Raw genomic sequence first — 18,720 nt, 5'->3', positions numbered from 1 at the left:
GCCCATGCATCTGCTTCCTGGCGTCCTCCTGCGCCGCGATCCCGCGGCGGATGTCGCGCCCGTCGTCTTCGACGTGCCTCGCAGCGGCACCTGGTACCCGTGCGACTTCCGGCCGGACGCGCCGTTCCAGGATGTGCATCGCTCGGTCTCGATGCATCTGGGCGAGCTCTACGACGTCGTTCCGCAGAGCGGCGCGACCTTGCTCTACGCGCTCTTCCCCAATGCCTATGCGGATGCCAACCGGCACGAGACCGATGTCGATCCCGAACTGCTCGCCGATGAATGGCAGGGCCCGGGCGTGCTTGCGCCGACCGTCAAGTCGAAGCTCGGCATCGGCCTGATCCACAGCCTGGCCGGCGACGGGCCGCTCTATCAGCGCAAGCTCGCCGCCGCCGATATCCGCAACCGGATCGAGAACTACTTCCTGCCCTATCACGACGAGCTGGCGCGCATCATCGCCGCCCATCGCGCCGCCGCGGGCGTCAGCTACCATGTCAGCTGCCACAGCATGGCCTCGATCGGCGGCCGTTCGACGCTCGATCGCGGCGAGCAGCGCTCCGATTTCGACATCGGCGACCTCAATGGCGCGAGCTGCGACCCGGAATTCTCCGAGCTCGTCGTCTCGACGCTCCGCGGGTTCGGCTACAAGGTCACCGCGAACTTCCATTACGCCGGCGCCGAATGCATCCGCCGGCATTCCGATCCCGCAGCCGGCCGCCACAGCCTGCAGATCGAGCTCAATCGCAAGCTCTACATGAACGAGGCCGAGTTCACGAAGACGGCCGGCTTCGCCGAGGTGCAGACGGCGATCGTGACGCTCGCCGGCGCCATTCGCGACTATGCAACGGCCAAACGCCGGGCGTGAGCCGGCGATACGGCTTTCAAGAAAAGAACGGGGATCATCATGAGATCATGGCTCGGTATCGCCCTGTCGGCGTCCTGCCTCGCATTCGCCAGCCCGGTCTGGGCCCAGCCGAAGGATGCGCTGGTCGCGACGCTCAACAGCAACGTCAACCATCTCTATCCCGGCCGCGGCACCACGGCCGAGGAATACAATGTCGCCGTCCTGCTCTTCAACGGCCTGGTCCGCATTACCGAGGACCTGAAGCTCGAGCCGGAGCTCGCGACCTCCTGGTCCGCCAATGCCGATGCGACGGAATGGACCTTCAAGCTCAGGGAGGGCGTCAAGTTCCATAACGGCAAGCCCTTCACCGCGGAGGACGTGGTCCACACCTTCGCCTGGCTCGCCGACCCGCAGCTGGCCTCGCGCGCCCGCTCCACGGCCGAGATGGTCAAGGCCATCGAGACGCCCGATCCGCACACCGTCAAATTCGTGCTCAAGGAATCCTACGGATCCTGGCCGGAGATGCTGATCGAGCGCCATCTGAAGATCGTCCCGGCCGGCGTCACCATGGAGCAGATGTCGGTGAAGCCGGTCGGCACCGGGCCCTTCATGTTCGAATCCTATACGCCCGGCGACAAGCTGACCGCGACGAAGAACCCGGATTATTGGGAACAGGGCCTGCCCAAGCTGAACCGCGTGACCTTCCGGGTCATGCCCGAGGACGCGGCGAAGATCGCGGCGCTCAATGCCGGCGACATCGACATCCTCTGGAACGTTCCGCTCGAGGCCATTGGTGAGCTCTCGGCCTCCAAGGCCCTCAAGGTCGACGCCGTTCCCACCGGAACCTGGGACGGCATCGTCATGAACAACGAGCTCAAGCCCTTCAACGACGTGCGCGTCCGCCGCGCGGTCCTGAAGGCGCTCGACAAGCCAAAACTCGTCCAGTTCGCGCTGTTCGGCCAGGGCGCCGCGACGCATACGCCGATCCCGCCGAACCACCCGTTCTTCGACAGCTCCCTGCCGCTGACGCCGGACATCGCCGGCGCGCGCAAGCTCCTGGCCGAGGCCGGTTATCCCAAGGGCTTCGAGATCACGCTCAACGCGCCCGTCGGCCGCCCGACCCGCGAGCGCGCCGCGGTGGCGCTGCAGCAGATGCTCCGGCCGGCCGGGATCAACGTCAAGCTCGAGCGCGTGCCCTATAGCCGCTGGGGCGCGACCGTCGCCGGCAAGGCGCCCTTCTACATGGACGGCTATCTCTCGCGCCCGACCATCGATACCTCGACCTATCCCTGGTACCACAGCAGCGGCTCCTGGAATAACCAGATGTGGCACTTCAAGAGCGAGCGCATCGACGCGGTGCTCGACAAGGCCAGGCGCACGACCTCGCCCGACGAGCAGAAGGAGCTCTATCGCCAGTTCCAGGGCTATGCGCTCGAGGATGTGCCGGGCGTGGTGATGTATGTCATCAACTTCGCCACCGCCTACAAGACCGGCCTGAAGGGCTACCGCACCCATCCCTATTCCTGGATGGATCTGCGCCAGGCGCATTTCGAATAGCGCTGCCCGCTAACGAGCGATTGCCCGATCCATGACCGGCTATGTGCTGAAGCGGCTGCTCTCCATCGTCCTGACGATGGCGGTGATGTCCGTCCTGATCTTCTGGATCACGCAGGTGATGCCGGGCAATGTCGCCTATATGATCCTCGGCGACTTCGCCTCGGCCGAGGACGTCGCCACGCTGGAGGCGAAGCTCGGCCTCAACGACCCGGCCTATGTGCAATATCTGCGCTGGGCCAGCGGGCTATTGCATGGCGACCTTGGCCGCTCGCTGGTGATGGACCGGCCGATCGCGCCCATCCTCTGGGACGCCGTTGGCAAGTCGGCGATCCTGGCCGGGATCTCGATCGGCCTCGTCGCCCTGCTCGGCATCTGGCTCGGCGTCTATGCCGGCGTTCGCCATGGCAAGACGGCCGACCACGTCGTCTCCGTCACCACCTATGTCAACATTGCGGTGCCGGAATTCCTCTGGGCCATCGTCATCATCATGATCTTCGCCGGCTATCTCAACTGGTTCCCGGCCACCGGCTACAGCGATCTCTCGAACGGCGTCGGGGCCTGGGCGCGCCACCTGATCCTGCCGATCTTCACGCTGGTGACCGGCCTGATGGCGCATGTCTCGCGGCTCACGCGCTCGAGCATGATCGACACGATGCAGAGCCAGTATGTCCGCGCCGCCCGGGCGCGCGGCCTGCCCGAGAGCCTGGTCATCCGCCGTCACGCGCTGCCGAACGCATTGCTGCCGACCATCACGGTGCTGGCGATCGATGTCGGCATCATGATGGGCGGCATCGTCGTGGTCGAGACGATCTTCTCCTATCCGGGGCTCGGCCGGCTCTTGATGTTCGCGATCCAGAACATGGACGTGCCGCTCCTGCAGGCCTGCATGATGGTGATCACCTTCGTCTATGCCGCATCGAACCTCGTCGCGGACCTGCTCTACGCCTTCCTCAATCCCAGGGTCCGCTATGGCCGAAGCAGCAATGACTGACGCCCCGCGCCGCCGCCGGCGGGTGCCGCTGAGCCTCGTCTTCGGGGCGGGGCTGCTGGCGGCCATCATCGTCCTGGCGCTCGCCGGACCGGCGCTCTCGCCCTACGATCTCGACGCCATGCAGCTCGATGTCAGGCTCGCCCCGCCGAGCGCCGCCCATTGGCTCGGCACCGACGAATTCGGGCGCGACGTGCTGAGCCGCATCCTGAACGGCGCGCAGACCTCGCTTGTCATGGGCTTTGGCGCGACGCTGGTCAGCCTCGCCTTCGGCGTGCCGCTCGGGCTCGTCGCCGGCTATTACCGCGGCGTCGTCGACGAGACGATCATGCGCGTCGTCGACATCATGATCTCGCTGCCGCCGATCATCCTCGGCCTGCTGATCCTGTCGGTGACCTCGCCGAGCCTGTGGAAGACGGTCCTGGCCGTCGGCTTCGTCTATATCCCGATCATCACGCGCCTGACCCGCAGCGTCACGCTGGAGGTCGCGGGCGAGGAATATATCCAGGCGGCGGAGGCCCGGGTCGAGAGCGGCTGGTACATCCTCTTCCACGAGATCCTGCCCAATGCCTGGCCGCCGATCATCGTCGAATCGGCCCTGCGCGTGACCTTCGCCATGCTGCTCGCGGCGGCGCTCAGCTTCCTTGGGCTCGGCGTCCAGCCGCCGGCCTCGGACTGGGGCCTGATGATCGCCGAGGCCCGGCCCTTCATCAATTCCGCGCCCTGGATCGCCTGCGCGGCCGGCGCGGCGCTTTGCGTCACGGTGATCGCGATCAACCTGTTCGGTGACGGCTTGCGCGAGGCGCTCGATCCGCGCCTGTCGAGGAAGCGCTGATGTCCGCGCCTGCGCTCGAGGTCAAAGGCCTCTCGGTCAGCTTCGCCGCCGATGGCGGCCGCACCCGCGTCCTCCATGAGGTCGACATGACGGTCGGGCGCGGCCGCGCGCTCGGCGTCGTCGGCGAGTCGGGCTCGGGCAAGAGCACAGCGGCGCTCGCGGTCCTCGGCCTGCTCGACAAGAACGCGGCCGTCGACGCCGGCCATGTCCTGCTCGACGGCGAGGATCTCTATGCCAAGAGCGACGAGGAGCGCCGGGCGCTGCGCGGCGGCAAGGTCAGCATCGTCTTCCAGGACCCCTTCACCACGCTCAACCCAGCGATCCGGGTCGGCAAGCAGATCGCCGAGCCGCTGATCATGCATCGCGGCATGAGCGAGGCGCAGGCGCGGGCGGAGACGCTGAAGCTCTTGTCCGAGGTCGGCATTCCCGATCCCGCCCGCATGGCCGCGAGCTATCCGCATCAGCTCTCCGGCGGCATGAAGCAGCGCGCGCTGATCGCCAGCGCGCTCGCCTGCGAACCCGACCTCCTCATCCTCGATGAGCCGACCACCGCGCTCGACGTCACCGTCGAGGCGCAGATCCTCGATCTGCTCGACGAGCTGCGTCGGAAACGCGACCTCTCGCTGCTCTTCATCAGCCATAATCTCGGCGTCGTCTCGCGCATCTGCGACGATATCTGCGTGCTCTATGCCGGTCGCGTGGTGGAGCAGGGGCGGACCGACACCGTCCTCTCGCAGCCGCGCCATCCCTACACCAAGGGGCTGCTGGCCTCGCTGCCGGCGCTCTCAGTCGAACGCCGCCGGCTCGAGCCGATCCCGGGACGCCTGCCCGACGCGCGCGTCGTCCCGGCCGGCTGCGTCTTCGCTCCGCGCTGCCATTTTGCCACAGCGCGCTGCGAGGCCGAGCCGCAGCAGCTCCTGGCGCAGGACAACGGCAGCCGAAGCCGCTGCTGGCGCTCGGCCGAGCTCGCCGGCACGGCCTGGCGCAGCGGGGAGGCCGCGGCGATCCTGCTCCGGCCCTCGCCCCCTGCCGACGCGGTCAAGCTGATCGAGGCGCAGGAGATCGAGCGGACCTTCCGCAGCGGCGGGCCGCTCGACGGCCTGTCCTTGCGCTTCGACGGCTGGAAGCCGCGGCTGAGCTTCGGGCAGGCGCCGTTCCGGGCCGTCGACAAGGTCTCGCTGACCATCCATGCCGGCGAGATCGTCGGGCTGGTCGGCGAAAGCGGTTCGGGCAAGACCACGCTGGGGCGCTGCCTGATCGATCTGGTCTCGCCGAGCGCGGGCGAGGTCCGGATCGATGGCGAGAAGCTGCTGAGCGCCTCGCGGCGACGCAAGCGCGAGCTGCTCCGCAACGCGCAGATCATCTTCCAGAATCCGGATTCCTCGCTCAACCCGCGCAAGCCCGTGCGCGAGATCCTGGCGCGGCCGCTCGAGCTCCTCGGCCTCGACAAGGCCGCCCGCGAGCGCCGCGTGCACGAGCTGCTCGACCTCGTCAGGCTCGACGCCCGCTATGCCGAGCGCTACCCGCATGAGATGAGCGGCGGCGAGAAGCAGCGCATCGGCATCGCCCGGGCGCTCGCGACCAAGCCGCAATTCATCGTTTGCGACGAGGCCGTCTCGGCGCTGGACGTGTCGGTGCAGGCCTCGATCCTCAATCTCCTGCTCGATCTGCGCGACGAGTTCGGCCTGGCCTATCTCTTCATCACCCATGACCTCTCGGTCGTGTCCTACGTCTCCGACCGCATCTGCGTCATGCGTCGCGGCGAGATCGTCGAACAGGGCCGCACCGAGGCGATCCTCGAACGGCCTGCGCATCCCTACACCGCGTCCTTGCTGGCGGCGGTGCCGAGGGTTCGTCAGCTCGAATCCGGCGTTTCGGCGTCGTAGCCTGACGCCCTCATCGCCGCCGCTGCCGCCTGCGCCGCGAGCCGGGGCGCCTGCGGAGCATCTTCACCAGCATCACGACAAAGGGGAGCAGCATATTGGCAGCGTTCGGTTGTGGAATGTCCTGCGCCCGATCCTTCCGCCTCTCGGCGGCGGCCTTGTGGCGAGACACCACACCGACCGTGGCGCCCGCGCGGCGATTTTGCGCGCGATCGCGAGCCCTGCGCTGACGCCGATGCCACCATCCCCCCGCGTTCCTTCCAGCCGCGCCCGATCCTTGTTGTAATGGGCCCGGCGGCGACTCGGCCGCGGGGAGGAACGATAATGGCCAAAGGCCTGCGCAAGGGGCTGACCAGCTATGGCGACGAGGGTTTTGCGCTGTTCCTGCGCAAGGCCTTCATCAAGGCGATGGGCTATTCCGACGACGCGCTGGAGCGCCCGATCGTCGGCATCACCAACACCTTCAGCGACTACAATCCCTGCCACGGCAACGCGCCGGCCCTGATCGAGGCGGTGAAGCGCGGTGTCATGCTCTCGGGCGCCATGCCGATGGTGTTCCCCACCATCTCGATCCATGAAAGCTTCGCCCACCCGACCTCGATGTTCCTGCGCAACCTGATGGCGATGGACACCGAGGAGATGATCCGGGCCCAGCCGATGGATGCGGTCGTCGTCATTGGCGGCTGCGACAAGACGTTGCCGGCGCAGATCATGGCAGCCGCGAGCGCCGACCTGCCGACCGTGGTGGTGCCGGTCGGCCCGATGGTGGTTGGCCACCACAAGGGCGAGGAGCTCGGCGCTTGCACCGATTGCCGGCGGCTCTGGAGCGCGCACCGCGCCGGCGAGATCGACGAGGCCGAAATCGACACGGTCAACGGCCGCCTGGCGCCCTCGGTCGGGACCTGCATGGTGATGGGCACGGCTTCGACCATGGCCTGCATCACCGAGACGCTTGGCCTGTCGCTGCCGATGAGCGCGACGATTCCCGCCCCCCATGCCGAGCGCATCCGGCTGGCCGAGGCGAGCGGCGCGGCCGCCGCGCGCCTGGCGGTTTCCGGCGGCCCGCGCCCCAGCGAGCTGCTGACGCCGCGCGCCTTCCGCAATGCGGCGGTGGTCATGCAGGCGATCGGCGGCTCGACCAACGGCGTCATCCACCTGACCGCGATCGCCAACCGCACGCCGCATCGCTTCGACCTCGCCATGCTCGACGAGATCGGCCGCGAGGTCCCTGTCCTGGTCGACCTCAAGCCCTCCGGCGCGCATTACATGGAGCATTTCCACCATGCCGGCGGCGTGCCCAGGCTGCTCGCCCAGCTCGGCGAGCTGATCGATCTCGACGCCGGCACGGTCACTGGGGGCACGTTGCGCGATGTCGTCGCCACAGCCGAGGAGGTGCCGGGGCAGGATGTCATCCGGCCGCGATCCGCACCGATCAAGCCCGAGGGCTCGATGGCGGTGCTCTACGGCAATCTCGCGCCGGGTGGCGCCGTCATCAAGCAGGCGGCCGCTTCCGCGAGGCTGCTGCAGCATACCGGCCGGGCGCTGGTGTTCGATTCGGTCGTCGACATGGCGGCCCGGATCGACGATCCCGATCTCGAGGTTTCCGCCGATGACGTCCTCGTGCTGCGCAATACCGGCCCGAAAGGCGCGCCGGGTATGCCGGAGGCCGGCTACTTGCCGATCCCGAAGAAGCTCGGCCGCCAGGGCGTCAAGGACATGGTCCGGATCTCGGATGCTCGGATGAGCGGCACGGCCTTCGGCACCATCGTGCTGCATATCACGCCGGAATCCGCGATAGGCGGCCCGCTGGCGCTGGTTCAGAGCGGCGACCTGATTCGCCTCGATCTCGCCGGCCGCCGCATCGAACTCCTGATCGAGGAGAGCGAGTTCGCGCGCCGTCGCGCCGCGTTGCAGTCCGCATCATCTCCGCCGCTGCCGGCCCGCGGCTATGCGCGCCTGTTCCAGCAGACCGTGACGCAGGCCGACGAGGGCTGCGATTTCGACTTCATGGTCCGGCCGCGCGGCGAGACACCCTGACTCGCCGCGATCTCGCCGCCGCGGGGTATCTCGCCGCCTTCAGGCGCCGAGGAACTTGAAATGGCCGAAGCCGCGATAGGACGATTCCAGGATGTCGACGCCGCCGCGCTCGCGCAGCGTCTCGGCGACCGCGAGACCGAGCGCGACCGCGCGCCCGGGCTCGTCGTCATCGGCAGCGACGAGCTTCTGCCGGCCATCGATCGAGGTGATCTGCGCATGCAGCGCCAGGCGTCCGTCCTTCCAGGTCGTCGCCGCGCCGACGGGCAGGCTGCAGCCCGCGCCGAGCGCGTGCAGCATCGTCCGCTCGCAATCGACCTCGGCGCGGATCCTGGGATCCTCGATCTCTTTCAGCAGCGCCAGGAGCTGCGCGTCGTCGTCCCTGGCCTGGATGCCGAGCGCGCCCTGCCCGACGGCATGGGGGAAGAGCTGCGGGTCGAGCAGCTCGAAGGTCGCTTTCGCCAGTCCGAGGCGCTGCAGCCCGGCCTGCGCCAGGATGACCGCGTCGAGACCGTCCTCTCCGTCGATCTTGGCGAGCCGGGGGCCGACATTGCCCCTGATCGGCACCACCTCGACATCGGGCCGCAGGCTCAGGATCTGCGCGCGCCGGCGCAGGGAACCGGTGCCGACCCGCGCGCCCTGGCGCAAGTCGTTCAGGGCCGCGCCGCACAGGACGTCGCGGGGATCCTCGCGTTCCGGCACGGCCGCCAGGACGAGGCCCTCCCGCAGCGTCGTCGGCAGGTCCTTCAGCGAATGCACGACGATGTCGACCTCGCGGGAGACGAGCTGCTCCTCATGCTCGGTCGAGAACACGCCGATGATGCCGAACTGGTGGAACTCGGAGACGCGGTCGCGGTCGGCCATGGTCGCGATCGGATGCAGCGAGAACTCGGCCTCGGGATGCTTCGCCTTGATCAGCCCCATGACATAATTGGTCTGTGCCATCGCGAGGGGGCTGCGCCGCGTGCCGATCTTGAGATGCATCGGAAACTCTGTCCAGGCTGGAAGCTGCCAGCCTCCGTTGATGAGCGCCGCTCTATATCAGGGCTGGCCCCGCACCGCGAGTGCGGCGTTGCATCGCTCCATCTTGGCAGGCGCGGCTGTCCGATTGACAGCCCGGAGCCTGCTCCTCTACCATCCCATAATAGCGTGCCTTATTCCATAATAATGAAATATCAGGAAAGGGAAACGCTGACCTTGGCAGGAGGAGAATGCGACATGCGGGACGTTGTCGAAAGCAAGCGAAATCTCATCAAGGGTGGCCTGATCGGCGGGCTTGCCCTGGCCGCGGCGGCGAGCTCGGCCCGGCAGGCTGCGGCGCAGTCCGCCCCGACCAGCCTGCTGCGCACGGTCCTCGATCGCGGCAAGCTGATCGTCGGCACTGGCTCGACCAATGCGCCCTGGCATTTCGAGGACGAGAAGGGCCAGCTCGTCGGCATGGACATCACCATGGGGCGCATCCTGGCCAAGGGCCTGTTCGACGATGACAAGAAGGTCGAGTTCGTTCGCCAGGACGCGGCCCAGCGCATCCCCAACATCAATACCGGCAAGGTCGACATCGTCATCCAGTTCATGACCATGTCGCCGGCGCGCGCACAGCTGATCGCGTTCTCCCGGCCCTATTACATCGAGGGCATCGCGCTGCTGACCCGCCCCGACAGCGAGAAGAAAACCTTCGACAGCCTGCTCAAGGCCGGCTCCTCCACGCGCGTCTCGATCCTTCAGAACGTCGATGCCGAGGCGTCGGTGAAGAAGGTCCTGCCGCAGGCCAACGTGATGCAGCTCGACAGTCAGGCCAACGTCATCCTGGCGCTCGATTCCAAGCGCGTCGACGCCGCCGCCGTCGATCTGTCGACCGTGTGGTGGCTGGCGAAGCGGCACCCGGACAAATACGCCGATGCCGGCAAGTCGTGGAACTCGATGCTCTACGGCGCCGGCATGCGCCAGGGCGATCCGGACTGGGTGCGCTTCGTCGACACGACCTTCGGCATCGCGATCTACGGTCACCAGAACGAGATCTACGACGCGGCGATCAACGATTATTTCGGCCTGAAGCCGCCCGTGCGCGAACCGGGCCTGCCGCGCTTCTGACGGCAGCGATCCGCCGCCGCCCCGATCGACCGGCGCGCGCCGCAAGCGCGCCGTGAGGTCGAGGCGGCGCTTGCTTGTCCCGCGAGGCAGCACTTCGGCATGGCCAATTATCACTTCAACTTCGCGATCGTCTGGCGCTACGCCTCAAAACTGTTCGAGGGGCTGCTGCTCAGCATCGAGCTCGCGGCTGCGACGATCGCGATCGGCATGGCGATCGGCCTGGTTCTCGCGCTGATCGAGCTCGACGGCCCGCGCTGGGCGAAGCCGCTGATCAGGGCCTATGTCGAGTTCATCCGCAACGTGCCGCTGCTGCTGCTAGTCTATCTCGTCTTCTACGGCGTGCCGAGCGCGATCGACCTGCAATATGACGCCACCACCTCCTTCGTGGCGACGCTCGCGATCTATTCCGGCGCCTATCTGGTCGAGATCCTGCGCGCCGGGCTGGAGGCGGTGCCGCGAGGCCTGATCGAAGCCGGCAAGGCGATCGGCCTGACGCCGGCGGGCGTGCTCGTCCATGTCCGGCTGCCGACGGCCTTGCGCATCGCCCTGCCGTCGCTATCGAACACCTATGTCTCGCTGTTCAAGGACACTTCGATCGCCTCGGCGATCGCCGTGCCCGAGCTGGCCTATGGCATGCGCTGGATCGAGACCCAGACCTTCCGCACGGTCGAGGTCTATCTGCTCGCAACCCCGATCTATCTCGTCACCAGCTACGCCATCCTGCTGCTGCTGCGGCTGGCCGAGCGCCGCTACGCGATCGCGCGGTGAGGCCATGACGCTCTTCCTGCAAACCATGCCCTTCCTGCTCGACGGCCTGCGCATCACGCTGCTGGTCTCGGTCAGCGTCGTCCTGCTCTCGCTGGTGATTGGCATCCCGCTCGGGCTCGCCCTGGTCTTCGGGCCGCTCTGGGCGCGTTTTCCGATCCGGCTCTACGCCGATTTCGTCCGCGGCGTGCCGATCCTGGTGCTGCTCTATTTCGTCTATTACGGGCTGCCGGCGATCAAGGTGAACCTGCCCAGCCTCACCGCCGCGATCGTGGCGCTGACCGCCTTCAAGACGGCCCAGATCATCGAGATCACCCGCGGCGCCTTCCAGTCGATCCCGGTCGGGCAGACCGAGGCGGCGAAGACGATCGGGCTCGGCCTCTTCGACCGCTTCGTCTACGTGCTCGCGCCCCAGGCGGTGCGGCGCTTCCTGCCGCCTTTCGTCAACAGCGTCGTCGACACGATCAAGGGCTCGTCGCTGGTCTCGCTGCTCGGCATCGTCGATCTGATGCTCTCGCTGCAGCAGGTGATCGGGCGGACCCATGTCGCGCTGCCGCTCTATGTCATGGGCGCGCTGATGTATTTCGCCATCAATTTCCCGCTCTCGGTCCTCAGCCGGCGGCTCGAGAAACGCTTCATCTGAGCGGAAGGATGATCATGGCCGAGTCCACGTCCGAACCGGTGATCCGCATTGCGGGCGTCACGAAATCCTTCGGCTCCCATCAGGTGCTGAAGGGCATCGATCTCGATGTCGCCAAAGGGCAGGTGATCGCCATCATCGGCCCCTCCGGCAGCGGCAAGACCACGCTGCTGCGCTGCATCAACTTCCTCGAGGAGTATGACGGCGGCTCGATCCGGATCGACGGCGTCGAGGTCGGCTATACCGAGGCCGGCGGGCGTCGCCGCCGGCGCAGCGACCGCGAGCTTGCCGGCATCCGCGTCGATGCCGCCATGGTCTTCCAGCAGTTCAACCTCTTCCCGCATCTCACGGCGGCGCAGAACGTCATGCTCGGGCTGGTCAAGTCGCGCAGGAAGAGCAAGGCCGAGGCGCGGCAGATCGCCGAGAAATGGCTGGCGCGGGTCGGGTTGTCCGCCAAGCTCGACGCGATGCCCGCACAGCTCTCCGGCGGCCAGCAGCAGCGTGTCGGCATCGCCCGCGCCGTCGCGATGGAGCCGAAGGTGCTGCTGCTCGATGAGATCACCTCGGCGCTCGATCCCGAGCTCGTCGGCGAGGTGCTGGCCGTCGTCCAGGAGCTCGCTGCCGAGGGGCGGACCATGATCCTCGTCACCCATGAAATGGCCTTCGCGCGCGAGGTCGCCGACCGCGTCGTCTTTACCGATCAGGGCCATGTCGTGATCGACGCGCCGCCGAAGGCCGTGTTCGACGAGCAGCCGAGCGAGCGCCTGCGGGCGTTCCTGTCGCGCTTCGCCGGCTTCCGGGCTGCGACCTGATCCCGTTCCTTAGCCCAGCCTTCCCGTCACACTGTCATGTCGAGTTCGCCGATGTCTTCCCCCTCCGATGAAGCCGGATCGCCTTATGAGAGGCTGGCCAGGCTCGGCCTCGAATTGCCGCAGGTGCCGGAGCCGATCGGCAATTTCACCACCCATGTCCAGGAGGGGCAGCTCGTCTATCTCTCCGGCCAGGGCCCGACCCATGCCGACGGGCGCCTGCATGCCGGCAAGGTCGGCGCCGATGTCAGCGTCACGGAGGCCTATCAGCACGCGCAGCTGACCGGGCTCAACCTGATCGCGGTGCTGCACGCGGCGCTCGGCGACCTCTCGCGGGTGCGCCGCATCGTCAAGGTGCTCGGCATGGTCAATGCCGCGCCGGATTTCTGCGATCACCCGGCCGTCATCAACGGCTGTTCGGACCTCTTCCTCGCGGTCTTCGGCGAGGCCGGGCGCCATGCCCGCTCGGCGGTAGGCTTCGGCTCGCTGCCGCGTCAGATCACCGTCGAGATCGAAGCCGTCATCGCCGTCTCATGAGCCTATTGCCGGAAATTCCAGCCCAGGCTCGCTTCGATGCGGCGGGCCGCGCCGCGCACCGCGTCGCCGAAGCGCGCCGGATCCTCGATCACGCGGAACTCCGGCAGCACGACGGAGATGGTGATGACGCAATTGCCGTCATTGTCGCGGACCGGGGATGCGACGCAGGCCACGGCATAGTCGGATTCGCCTGCCTGGACGGCGAGGCCGGCGGCCAGCGCCTCGCTCGACTGCTCCGCGAGCAAAGCGGGGTCGATCGTCGCCTTGCCCGTCGGCGAGCTCTTGGCGCAGCGACGGAACAGCGCGACGCGCTCGTCGAAATCGAGATGGGCGACGAGGAGCCGGCCCGAGGCCGTCCAGTTCAGCGGCACGCGCGTGCCGACGCGCGAGGTCACCTTGAAATGGCCCGGTCCCTCGGCCATCGCCTCGACGACCATCATGTCGCCGTCGCGCCCGCAGATCTGCACGGTCTCGCCGACCTCGCGGCAGAGCACATGCATCTCATGCGTCGCGATCGTGATCGTCTCCAGATCGCGGGCATAGGCCAGGCCGTAATGGTACAGCTTGGGGCCGAGCCAGACCGCGCTGCCGTTACGGGACAACAGGTCCCGGGCGACCAGTTCGTCGATGATGGCGTAGACCGTGGAGAGCGGCGCGCCCACGGCATGGGCGATGTCGTAGCCGGTCGTCGGCCGCCCCGTCTCCTGGAGATAGTCGAAGATCTGGATCGAGCGCTCGATGCCGCTGACCCGGGCCCGGCGCGGCTTCTCGGCCATCGGCGCGGACGGCACCCGAATCTCGCTGTCCTTCATTGGCCCGCTCCTTGTCCTGCGATTGCGCAGACCGATTATCGTAACCGCGCTCCCGGAGGAACGCCATGAACAAGCCAGACATCCGCGACGCGCTCGGCCTGCGGCCGGTCATCAACGTATCAGGCACGATGACCGCGCTCGGCGCCTCCATCGTCGTGCCGGAGGCGATCGCCGCGATGGCGGCCGTCCTGCCGCATTTCGTCGAGGTCGACGAGCTTCAGAAACAGGCGAGCAAGGTGATCGCCCGGCTCTGCGGGGCGCAAGCGGGTTTCGTGACGGCGTCCTGCTCGGCCGGCATCACGCTCGCCGTTGCCGGCGCGATGACCGGGGACGACCTCCTGGCGGTGGAGCGCCTTCCGGACGCGACCGGCCTGAAGGACGAGGTCCTGATCATGACGGGGCATATGGTGAGCTATGGCGCTCCTGTCGAGCAGGGCATCAGGCTCGCCGGCGCGAAGGTGGTGCCGGTCGGGCAGGCGACCAGCGCGCGTGCCTATCAGCTCGAGGGTGCGATCAGCGAGCGCACCGCCGCGGCGGTCTATGTCGTCTCGCATCACACCGTCCAGTACGGGCAGATCCCGCTCGACGAATTCGCCGCGATCTGCCGGGCGCGCGGGGTTCCGGTCATCGTCGACGCGGCCTCGGAATATGACCTCGAGGGTTTCCTGGCGGCGGGCGCCGATATCGCGCTCTATTCCTCGCACAAGTTCCTCGGCGGGCCGACGGGCGGCATCGTCGCCGGTCGCAAGGACCTGGTGCGCGCCGCCTTCCTCCAGAATGGCGGCATCGGCCGCGGCATGAAGGTCGGCAAGGAGAGCGTCGTCGGCACGATCGCGGCGCTGGAGGCCTGGGAGCGGCGCGACCATGCCGGCATCCGCGAGCGCGAAAGCGCGGCGCTGGCGCTCTGGCGCGACCGGCTGGCCGACAGGCCGGGCGTGCGCGCCGAGATCGTGCCGGACCCGACCGACAATCCGCTCGACCGGTTGATGGTCTCGGTCGAGCCGCAGGAGGCCCATATCACCGCCTGGGACCTGGCCGACGCTCTCGCTCGCGGAAAGCCGCCCGTCATCGTGCGCGACCATGAGGTCGAGCACGGCTTCTTCTATCTCGATCCCTGCAATCTCCATCCCGGCCAGGAGAAGCAGGTCGCCGACCGGCTCGCTGAAGAGCTCGATGCGGCCCGCCGCAGCAACGAGGTCATCGCCACGCCCCTGCAGGACCGGCGCAACCGCCGGCGCGCCTATCTGAAGCGCTGGCCCGATTGAGGTTGGCGGGGCTCAGACCGCCTGCCTGACGAAATGGCCGGCCGCGACCTCGACCAGTGCCTCGGCCGGCGGCGTCCAGTCGAGCTTGCGGATCGGGCTCGGGATCTCGTCGATGGCGAGCTCGCGGCGTAGCCCGCGCCGCGCCGGGTCCGGTACCGGCACGGCCGAGAGCAGCTTGCGCGTATAGGGATGCTGCGGATCGGCGAAGACGGCCTCGCGCGGGCCGAGCTCGACGATCTCGCCGAGATACATCACGGCGACGCGGTGGCTGACCCGCTCGACCACCGCCATGTCGTGCGAGATGAAGAGATAGGCGAGGCCGAACTCGGCCTGCAGGTCGAGCATCAGGTTCAGAACCTGCGCCTTGACCGAGACGTCCAGCGCCGAGACCGCCTCGTCCGCCACGACGAGCTTGGGCGAGAGCGCCAGCGCGCGGGCGATCGCGAGCCGCTGGCGCTGGCCGCCGGAGAACTCGTGCGGATAGCGCACGCCCATGTCGGGCGAGAGCCCGACCCGGCGCAGCAGCTCGGCGACGCGCTCCTTCGCCTCAGTGCCCTGCGCCAGTCCGTGCACGAGGATCGGCTCGGCGATGGCCGCGCCGACGCTCTTGCGCGGGTTGAGGCTGGCGAACGGATCCTGGAAGATCATCTGCATGTCGCGGCGGACATTGAGCAGGTCGGCCTTGCCGAACCCGGTGACGTCGCGCCCCTGGAAGCGCACCGTCCCCGAGGATGGTTCGACCAGCCGCAGGATCGAGCGCCCGGTCGTCGACTTGCCGCAGCCGGATTCGCCGACCAGCGCCAGCGTCTCGCCGCGCTGCAGCGTGAAGGAGACGTTCTCGACCGCATGCACCATGCCGCGCAGCCGCCCGAGCACGCCGCCGCGAATGCCGAAGCGCGTCGTCAGGCCGGATATCTCGAGCAGCGGCGCCTCGTCGGCCTTGACCGTGTCCGCGGCCTCGACCGGCTTGCCCCGGACCTCGCCATTATCCGGGTCGATATGCGGGAAGCGCAGCGGGCGCCCATGTCCCTCCATGTCGCCGAGCTTGGGCACGGCGGCGAGCAGCGCCTTGGTATAGCCATGCACCGGCGCGTTGAAGACCTGGGCGGAGGGCGCATCCTCGAGCTTGCGGCCCTTCCACATCACCACGACGCGGTCGGCGATCTCGGCGACGACGCCCATGTCGTGGGTGATGAAGAGGACGGACATGCCCTCCTCGTCCTGCAGGGTCTTGATCAGCTCGAGGATCTGCGCCTGGATCGTCACGTCAAGCGCCGTCGTCGGCTCGTCGGCGATCAGCAGCTTCGGCTTGCAGGCGAGCGCGGTCGCGATCATCACGCGCTGGCGCATGCCGCCGGAGAGTTGGTGCGGATAATTGCCGAAGCGGGTCCTCGCGGAGGGGATGCGGACCTTCTCCAGCATGCGCAGCGCCTCGGCGGCGGCCGCCCTCTTGTCGAGCCCGCGATGATAAAGCAGCGCCTCGCTGATCTGGTCGCCGACGGTCAGGACCGGGTTCAAGCTCGTCATCGGCTCCTGGAAGATCATCGCGACATCGTTGCCGCGGACCTTGCGCATCTCCTCTTCGGAAAGCTTCAAGAGGTCGCGGCCTTCGAGCGCGATCCTGCCCTCGATTCGGCCGTTGGCGGCCGAGACCAGCCGCATGATCGAGAGCGCGGTAACGCTCTTGCCGGAGCCCGATTCGCCGACGATCGCGACGGTCTCGCCCGGCGCGACCTCGAAGCTCAGGTCCTCGACGGCCCAGCGCCATTGCCCGCCGACACGGAAGGCGGTCTGCAGGTTCGCGACGGAGAGGACGGGGCCGCTCATCGCTCGCCCTTCAGCTTGGGGTCGATCGCGTCGCGCAAGCCATCGCCGAGGATGTTGAGCGCGAAGACGATGATCAGGATCGCGAGGCTCGGCGCCAGCACCAGCCAGTAGCTGTCGAGGATGTTCTCGAAACCCTCGCGGATCATGCCGCCCCAGGTCGGGATCGGCGGCTTCACGCCGAGCCCGATGAAGGCCAGCGACGCCTCGGTGCGGATCGCGCTGGCGAGCCAGAGCGAGGCCATCACCAGGATCTCGGGAAAGATGTTGGGCAGGATGTGCCGCGCCATGATCCGCGCGTCCGAGAAGGCGAGCGCGCGGCCGGCCTCGATATAGTCGCGCTCCTTCACTGTGATGGTCGGGGCGCGGGCGATGCGGGCGAAGGAGGGGATCGAGGTCAGCGCGATCGCGATCGTGATGTTCTCCATCGAGGGGCCGAGCATCGCGACCAGGATCAGCCCGAGGATGAGCGAGGGGAAGGCGAGCAGGATGTCCATCGCCTGCATCACCACCACGTCGAAGCGCCCGCCATACCAGCCGGCGAGGACGCCGATCAGCGAGCCGACGACCATCGCGATCACGGTCGAGGCGAAGCCGATCACCAGCGAGATGCGCGCCCCGTAGAGCAGGCGCGAGAGGATGTCGCGGCCGAAATAATCGGTGCCGAGATAATAGTTCTCGTGCGGCGGCTGCAGCTTGGACAGGATGTTCTGCTCGAGCGGGTCATGCGGCGCGATCACCGGAGCCAGCACGGCGGCCAGGATCACGAGCACGACGATCGCGAGCCCGACCCAGGAGGTCTTGTTGGCGTTGAAGGCGCCGATCGTCGCCTTGAGCCAGCGCAGTCGCGGCGGCGCGGCAGGGCCGGCATCGTGGACGGAGGCGCTCATGACAGCTTCACCCTGGGATCGGCGAGGGCATAGGTCAGGTCGGTCGCGATGTTCACCAGCACGACGATCAGGGTGTAGATCACCATCATGCCCTGCAGCATGGTGTAGTCGCGCTGGTTGAGCGCGCCGACGATCAGCTTGCCCAGCCCCGGCCGGTTGAAGACGATCTCGGTCAGCACCGAATTGCCGATCAGGATGCCGAGATACAAGCCCACGATGGTGATCACCGGGATCAGCGCGTTGCGCAGCGCGTGCCGCCAGATCACGACGCGCCAGGGCACGCCCTTGGCCCGGGCGCTGCGGACATAATCCTCCTGCATCACCTCCAGCATGGCCGAGCGCGTCACGCGGGTGATGTAGGCCGCCATGATCAGCCCGAGATTGAGCGCGGGCAGCGTCATCGCCTGGAACCAGGCCGAGAACGAGCCTTGGCCGGCGCTGATCACCGGGAACCAGCGCAGCATGATCGCGAAGAGGATGAGCAGGATGATCGCCGAGACGAAGGGCGGGAAGGACAGCCCGATCAGCGAGGCGATCCGGGTCACGTAGTCCGGCATGCGGTTGCGGTTGATCGCGGCCCAGACGCCGAGCGGCACGCCGAGCAGGATGCCGAGGATCAGCGAGACGATGGTCAGCTCGATCGTCCAGGGCAGGACGGCGAGCACCTCCTGGATCACCGGCCGGCCGGTGACGAGCGAGACGCCCCAGTCGCCCTGCAGCGCGCCGTAGAGAAAGCTCCAATATTGCTCGAGCAGCGGCGCGTCGAGGCCGAGCCGCGTGCGCATCGCCGCGATCGCGGCGGCGTCGGCCTGGTCGCCGAGAATGACCTGCGCCGGATCGCCGGGCACGATCCGCACCACGACGAAGACGAGCGAGAGCACGGCCCAGAGCGTGACCACCGCGAAGCCGAGGCGTTTGACGAGAAAGGCGCCCATGATGCCGCCGC

The 18,720-nt window shown here is 67.7% G+C and carries 17 protein-coding genes; 12 read left to right on the top strand and 5 right to left on the bottom strand.

Annotated features, from left to right (window positions below):
- Positions 1 to 4 precede the first annotated feature (4 nt).
- From ACTIF2_RS01330 to ACTIF2_RS01305, 6 genes are all read left to right on the top strand, one after another.
- Positions 5 to 865: an N-formylglutamate amidohydrolase gene (locus ACTIF2_RS01330; protein WP_439495211.1), complete on the top strand. Its 861-nt coding sequence runs from the start codon at positions 5 to 7 to the stop codon at positions 863 to 865.
- A 39-nt stretch (positions 866 to 904) separates the two neighbouring features.
- A complete protein-coding gene (locus ACTIF2_RS01325) occupies positions 905 to 2,401 on the top strand; it encodes an ABC transporter substrate-binding protein (RefSeq protein WP_439495210.1) in 1,497 nt (498 codons plus the stop codon).
- Positions 2,402 to 2,432: 31 nt separating this feature from the next.
- The gene (locus ACTIF2_RS01320) at positions 2,433 to 3,392 is read left to right on the top strand and encodes an ABC transporter permease (protein ID WP_439495209.1); all 960 of its coding nucleotides are present in this window, start codon (positions 2,433 to 2,435) and stop codon (positions 3,390 to 3,392) included.
- Positions 3,385 to 4,224 carry an ABC transporter permease gene (locus ACTIF2_RS01315; protein ID WP_439495208.1) on the top strand — a complete coding sequence of 280 codons (840 nt, stop codon included), beginning with the start codon at positions 3,385 to 3,387 and terminating at the stop codon, positions 4,222 to 4,224. The genes ACTIF2_RS01320 and ACTIF2_RS01315 overlap by 8 nt, the downstream gene beginning before the upstream one ends.
- Entirely contained in the window at positions 4,224 to 6,110 is a 1,887-nt protein-coding gene (locus tag ACTIF2_RS01310; protein WP_439495207.1) for a dipeptide ABC transporter ATP-binding protein, read from the top strand. The genes ACTIF2_RS01315 and ACTIF2_RS01310 overlap by 1 nt, the downstream gene beginning before the upstream one ends.
- Positions 6,111 to 6,431: 321 nt before the next feature.
- Entirely contained in the window at positions 6,432 to 8,144 is a 1,713-nt protein-coding gene (locus tag ACTIF2_RS01305) for an IlvD/Edd family dehydratase (RefSeq protein ID WP_439495206.1), read from the top strand.
- Positions 8,145 to 8,183: 39 nt separating this feature from the next.
- Here ACTIF2_RS01305 and hemC read toward each other — a convergent pair whose 3' ends face one another.
- The gene (hemC, locus tag ACTIF2_RS01300; RefSeq protein ID WP_439495205.1) at positions 8,184 to 9,125 is read right to left on the bottom strand and encodes a hydroxymethylbilane synthase; all 942 of its coding nucleotides are present in this window, start codon (positions 9,123 to 9,125) and stop codon (positions 8,184 to 8,186) included.
- Between the two features lie 234 nt (positions 9,126 to 9,359).
- On the opposite strand from hemC, the gene ACTIF2_RS01295 reads away from it, so the two are divergent.
- The 5 genes from ACTIF2_RS01295 to ACTIF2_RS01275 all read left to right on the top strand — a co-directional run bounded on the left by ACTIF2_RS01295 (position 9,360) and on the right by ACTIF2_RS01275 (position 12,983).
- Complete coding sequence (locus ACTIF2_RS01295) at positions 9,360 to 10,232, top strand: transporter substrate-binding domain-containing protein (RefSeq protein WP_439495204.1); 873 nt, start codon at positions 9,360 to 9,362, stop codon at positions 10,230 to 10,232.
- A gap of 99 nt (positions 10,233 to 10,331) precedes the next feature.
- Positions 10,332 to 11,000 carry an amino acid ABC transporter permease gene (locus tag ACTIF2_RS01290; protein WP_439495203.1) on the top strand — a complete coding sequence of 223 codons (669 nt, stop codon included), beginning with the start codon at positions 10,332 to 10,334 and terminating at the stop codon, positions 10,998 to 11,000.
- Positions 11,001 to 11,004: 4 nt separating this feature from the next.
- Positions 11,005 to 11,640, top strand: coding sequence for an amino acid ABC transporter permease (locus ACTIF2_RS01285; protein WP_439495202.1), 636 nt, complete (start codon positions 11,005 to 11,007; stop codon positions 11,638 to 11,640).
- A gap of 14 nt (positions 11,641 to 11,654) precedes the next feature.
- Positions 11,655 to 12,449, top strand: a complete 795-nt coding sequence (locus tag ACTIF2_RS01280) for an amino acid ABC transporter ATP-binding protein (RefSeq protein ID WP_439495201.1) — start codon at positions 11,655 to 11,657, stop codon at positions 12,447 to 12,449.
- Between the two features lie 51 nt (positions 12,450 to 12,500).
- Positions 12,501 to 12,983, top strand: a complete 483-nt coding sequence (locus ACTIF2_RS01275) for a RidA family protein (RefSeq protein WP_439495200.1) — start codon at positions 12,501 to 12,503, stop codon at positions 12,981 to 12,983.
- Positions 12,984 to 12,985: 2 nt separating this feature from the next.
- Here the strand turns inward: ACTIF2_RS01275 and ACTIF2_RS01270 are convergent, their stop codons facing one another.
- The gene (locus ACTIF2_RS01270; RefSeq protein WP_439495199.1) at positions 12,986 to 13,795 is read right to left on the bottom strand and encodes an IclR family transcriptional regulator; all 810 of its coding nucleotides are present in this window, start codon (positions 13,793 to 13,795) and stop codon (positions 12,986 to 12,988) included.
- 65 nt (positions 13,796 to 13,860) lie between these two features.
- On the opposite strand from ACTIF2_RS01270, the gene ACTIF2_RS01265 reads away from it, so the two are divergent.
- Positions 13,861 to 15,060, top strand: coding sequence for an aminotransferase class V-fold PLP-dependent enzyme (locus tag ACTIF2_RS01265; RefSeq protein ID WP_439495198.1), 1,200 nt, complete (start codon positions 13,861 to 13,863; stop codon positions 15,058 to 15,060).
- 12 nt (positions 15,061 to 15,072) lie between these two features.
- On the opposite strand, the gene ACTIF2_RS01260 is transcribed toward ACTIF2_RS01265, so the two are convergent.
- The 3 genes from ACTIF2_RS01260 to ACTIF2_RS01250 are packed head-to-tail and all read right to left on the bottom strand — an operon-like array spanning position 15,073 to position 18,709.
- Positions 15,073 to 16,887, bottom strand: a complete 1,815-nt coding sequence (locus ACTIF2_RS01260) for an ABC transporter ATP-binding protein (RefSeq protein WP_439495197.1) — start codon at positions 16,885 to 16,887, stop codon at positions 15,073 to 15,075.
- Positions 16,884 to 17,774, bottom strand: a complete 891-nt coding sequence (locus tag ACTIF2_RS01255; protein WP_439495196.1) for an ABC transporter permease — start codon at positions 17,772 to 17,774, stop codon at positions 16,884 to 16,886. Before ACTIF2_RS01255 ends, ACTIF2_RS01260 begins: the two co-directional genes overlap by 4 nt.
- On the bottom strand, positions 17,771 to 18,709 hold the full coding sequence (locus tag ACTIF2_RS01250) for an ABC transporter permease (protein ID WP_439495195.1): 939 nt from the start codon (positions 18,707 to 18,709) through the stop codon (positions 17,771 to 17,773). The genes ACTIF2_RS01255 and ACTIF2_RS01250 overlap by 4 nt, the downstream gene beginning before the upstream one ends.
- Positions 18,710 to 18,720 lie beyond the last annotated feature (11 nt).

It is taken from the genome of Allobosea sp. (genome assembly GCF_051860145.1).
Classification (GTDB): domain Bacteria; phylum Pseudomonadota; class Alphaproteobacteria; order Rhizobiales; family Beijerinckiaceae; genus Allobosea.
The sequence above is the reverse complement of the archived record's forward strand: the minus strand, read 5'-3'. Positions and strand labels throughout refer to the sequence as shown.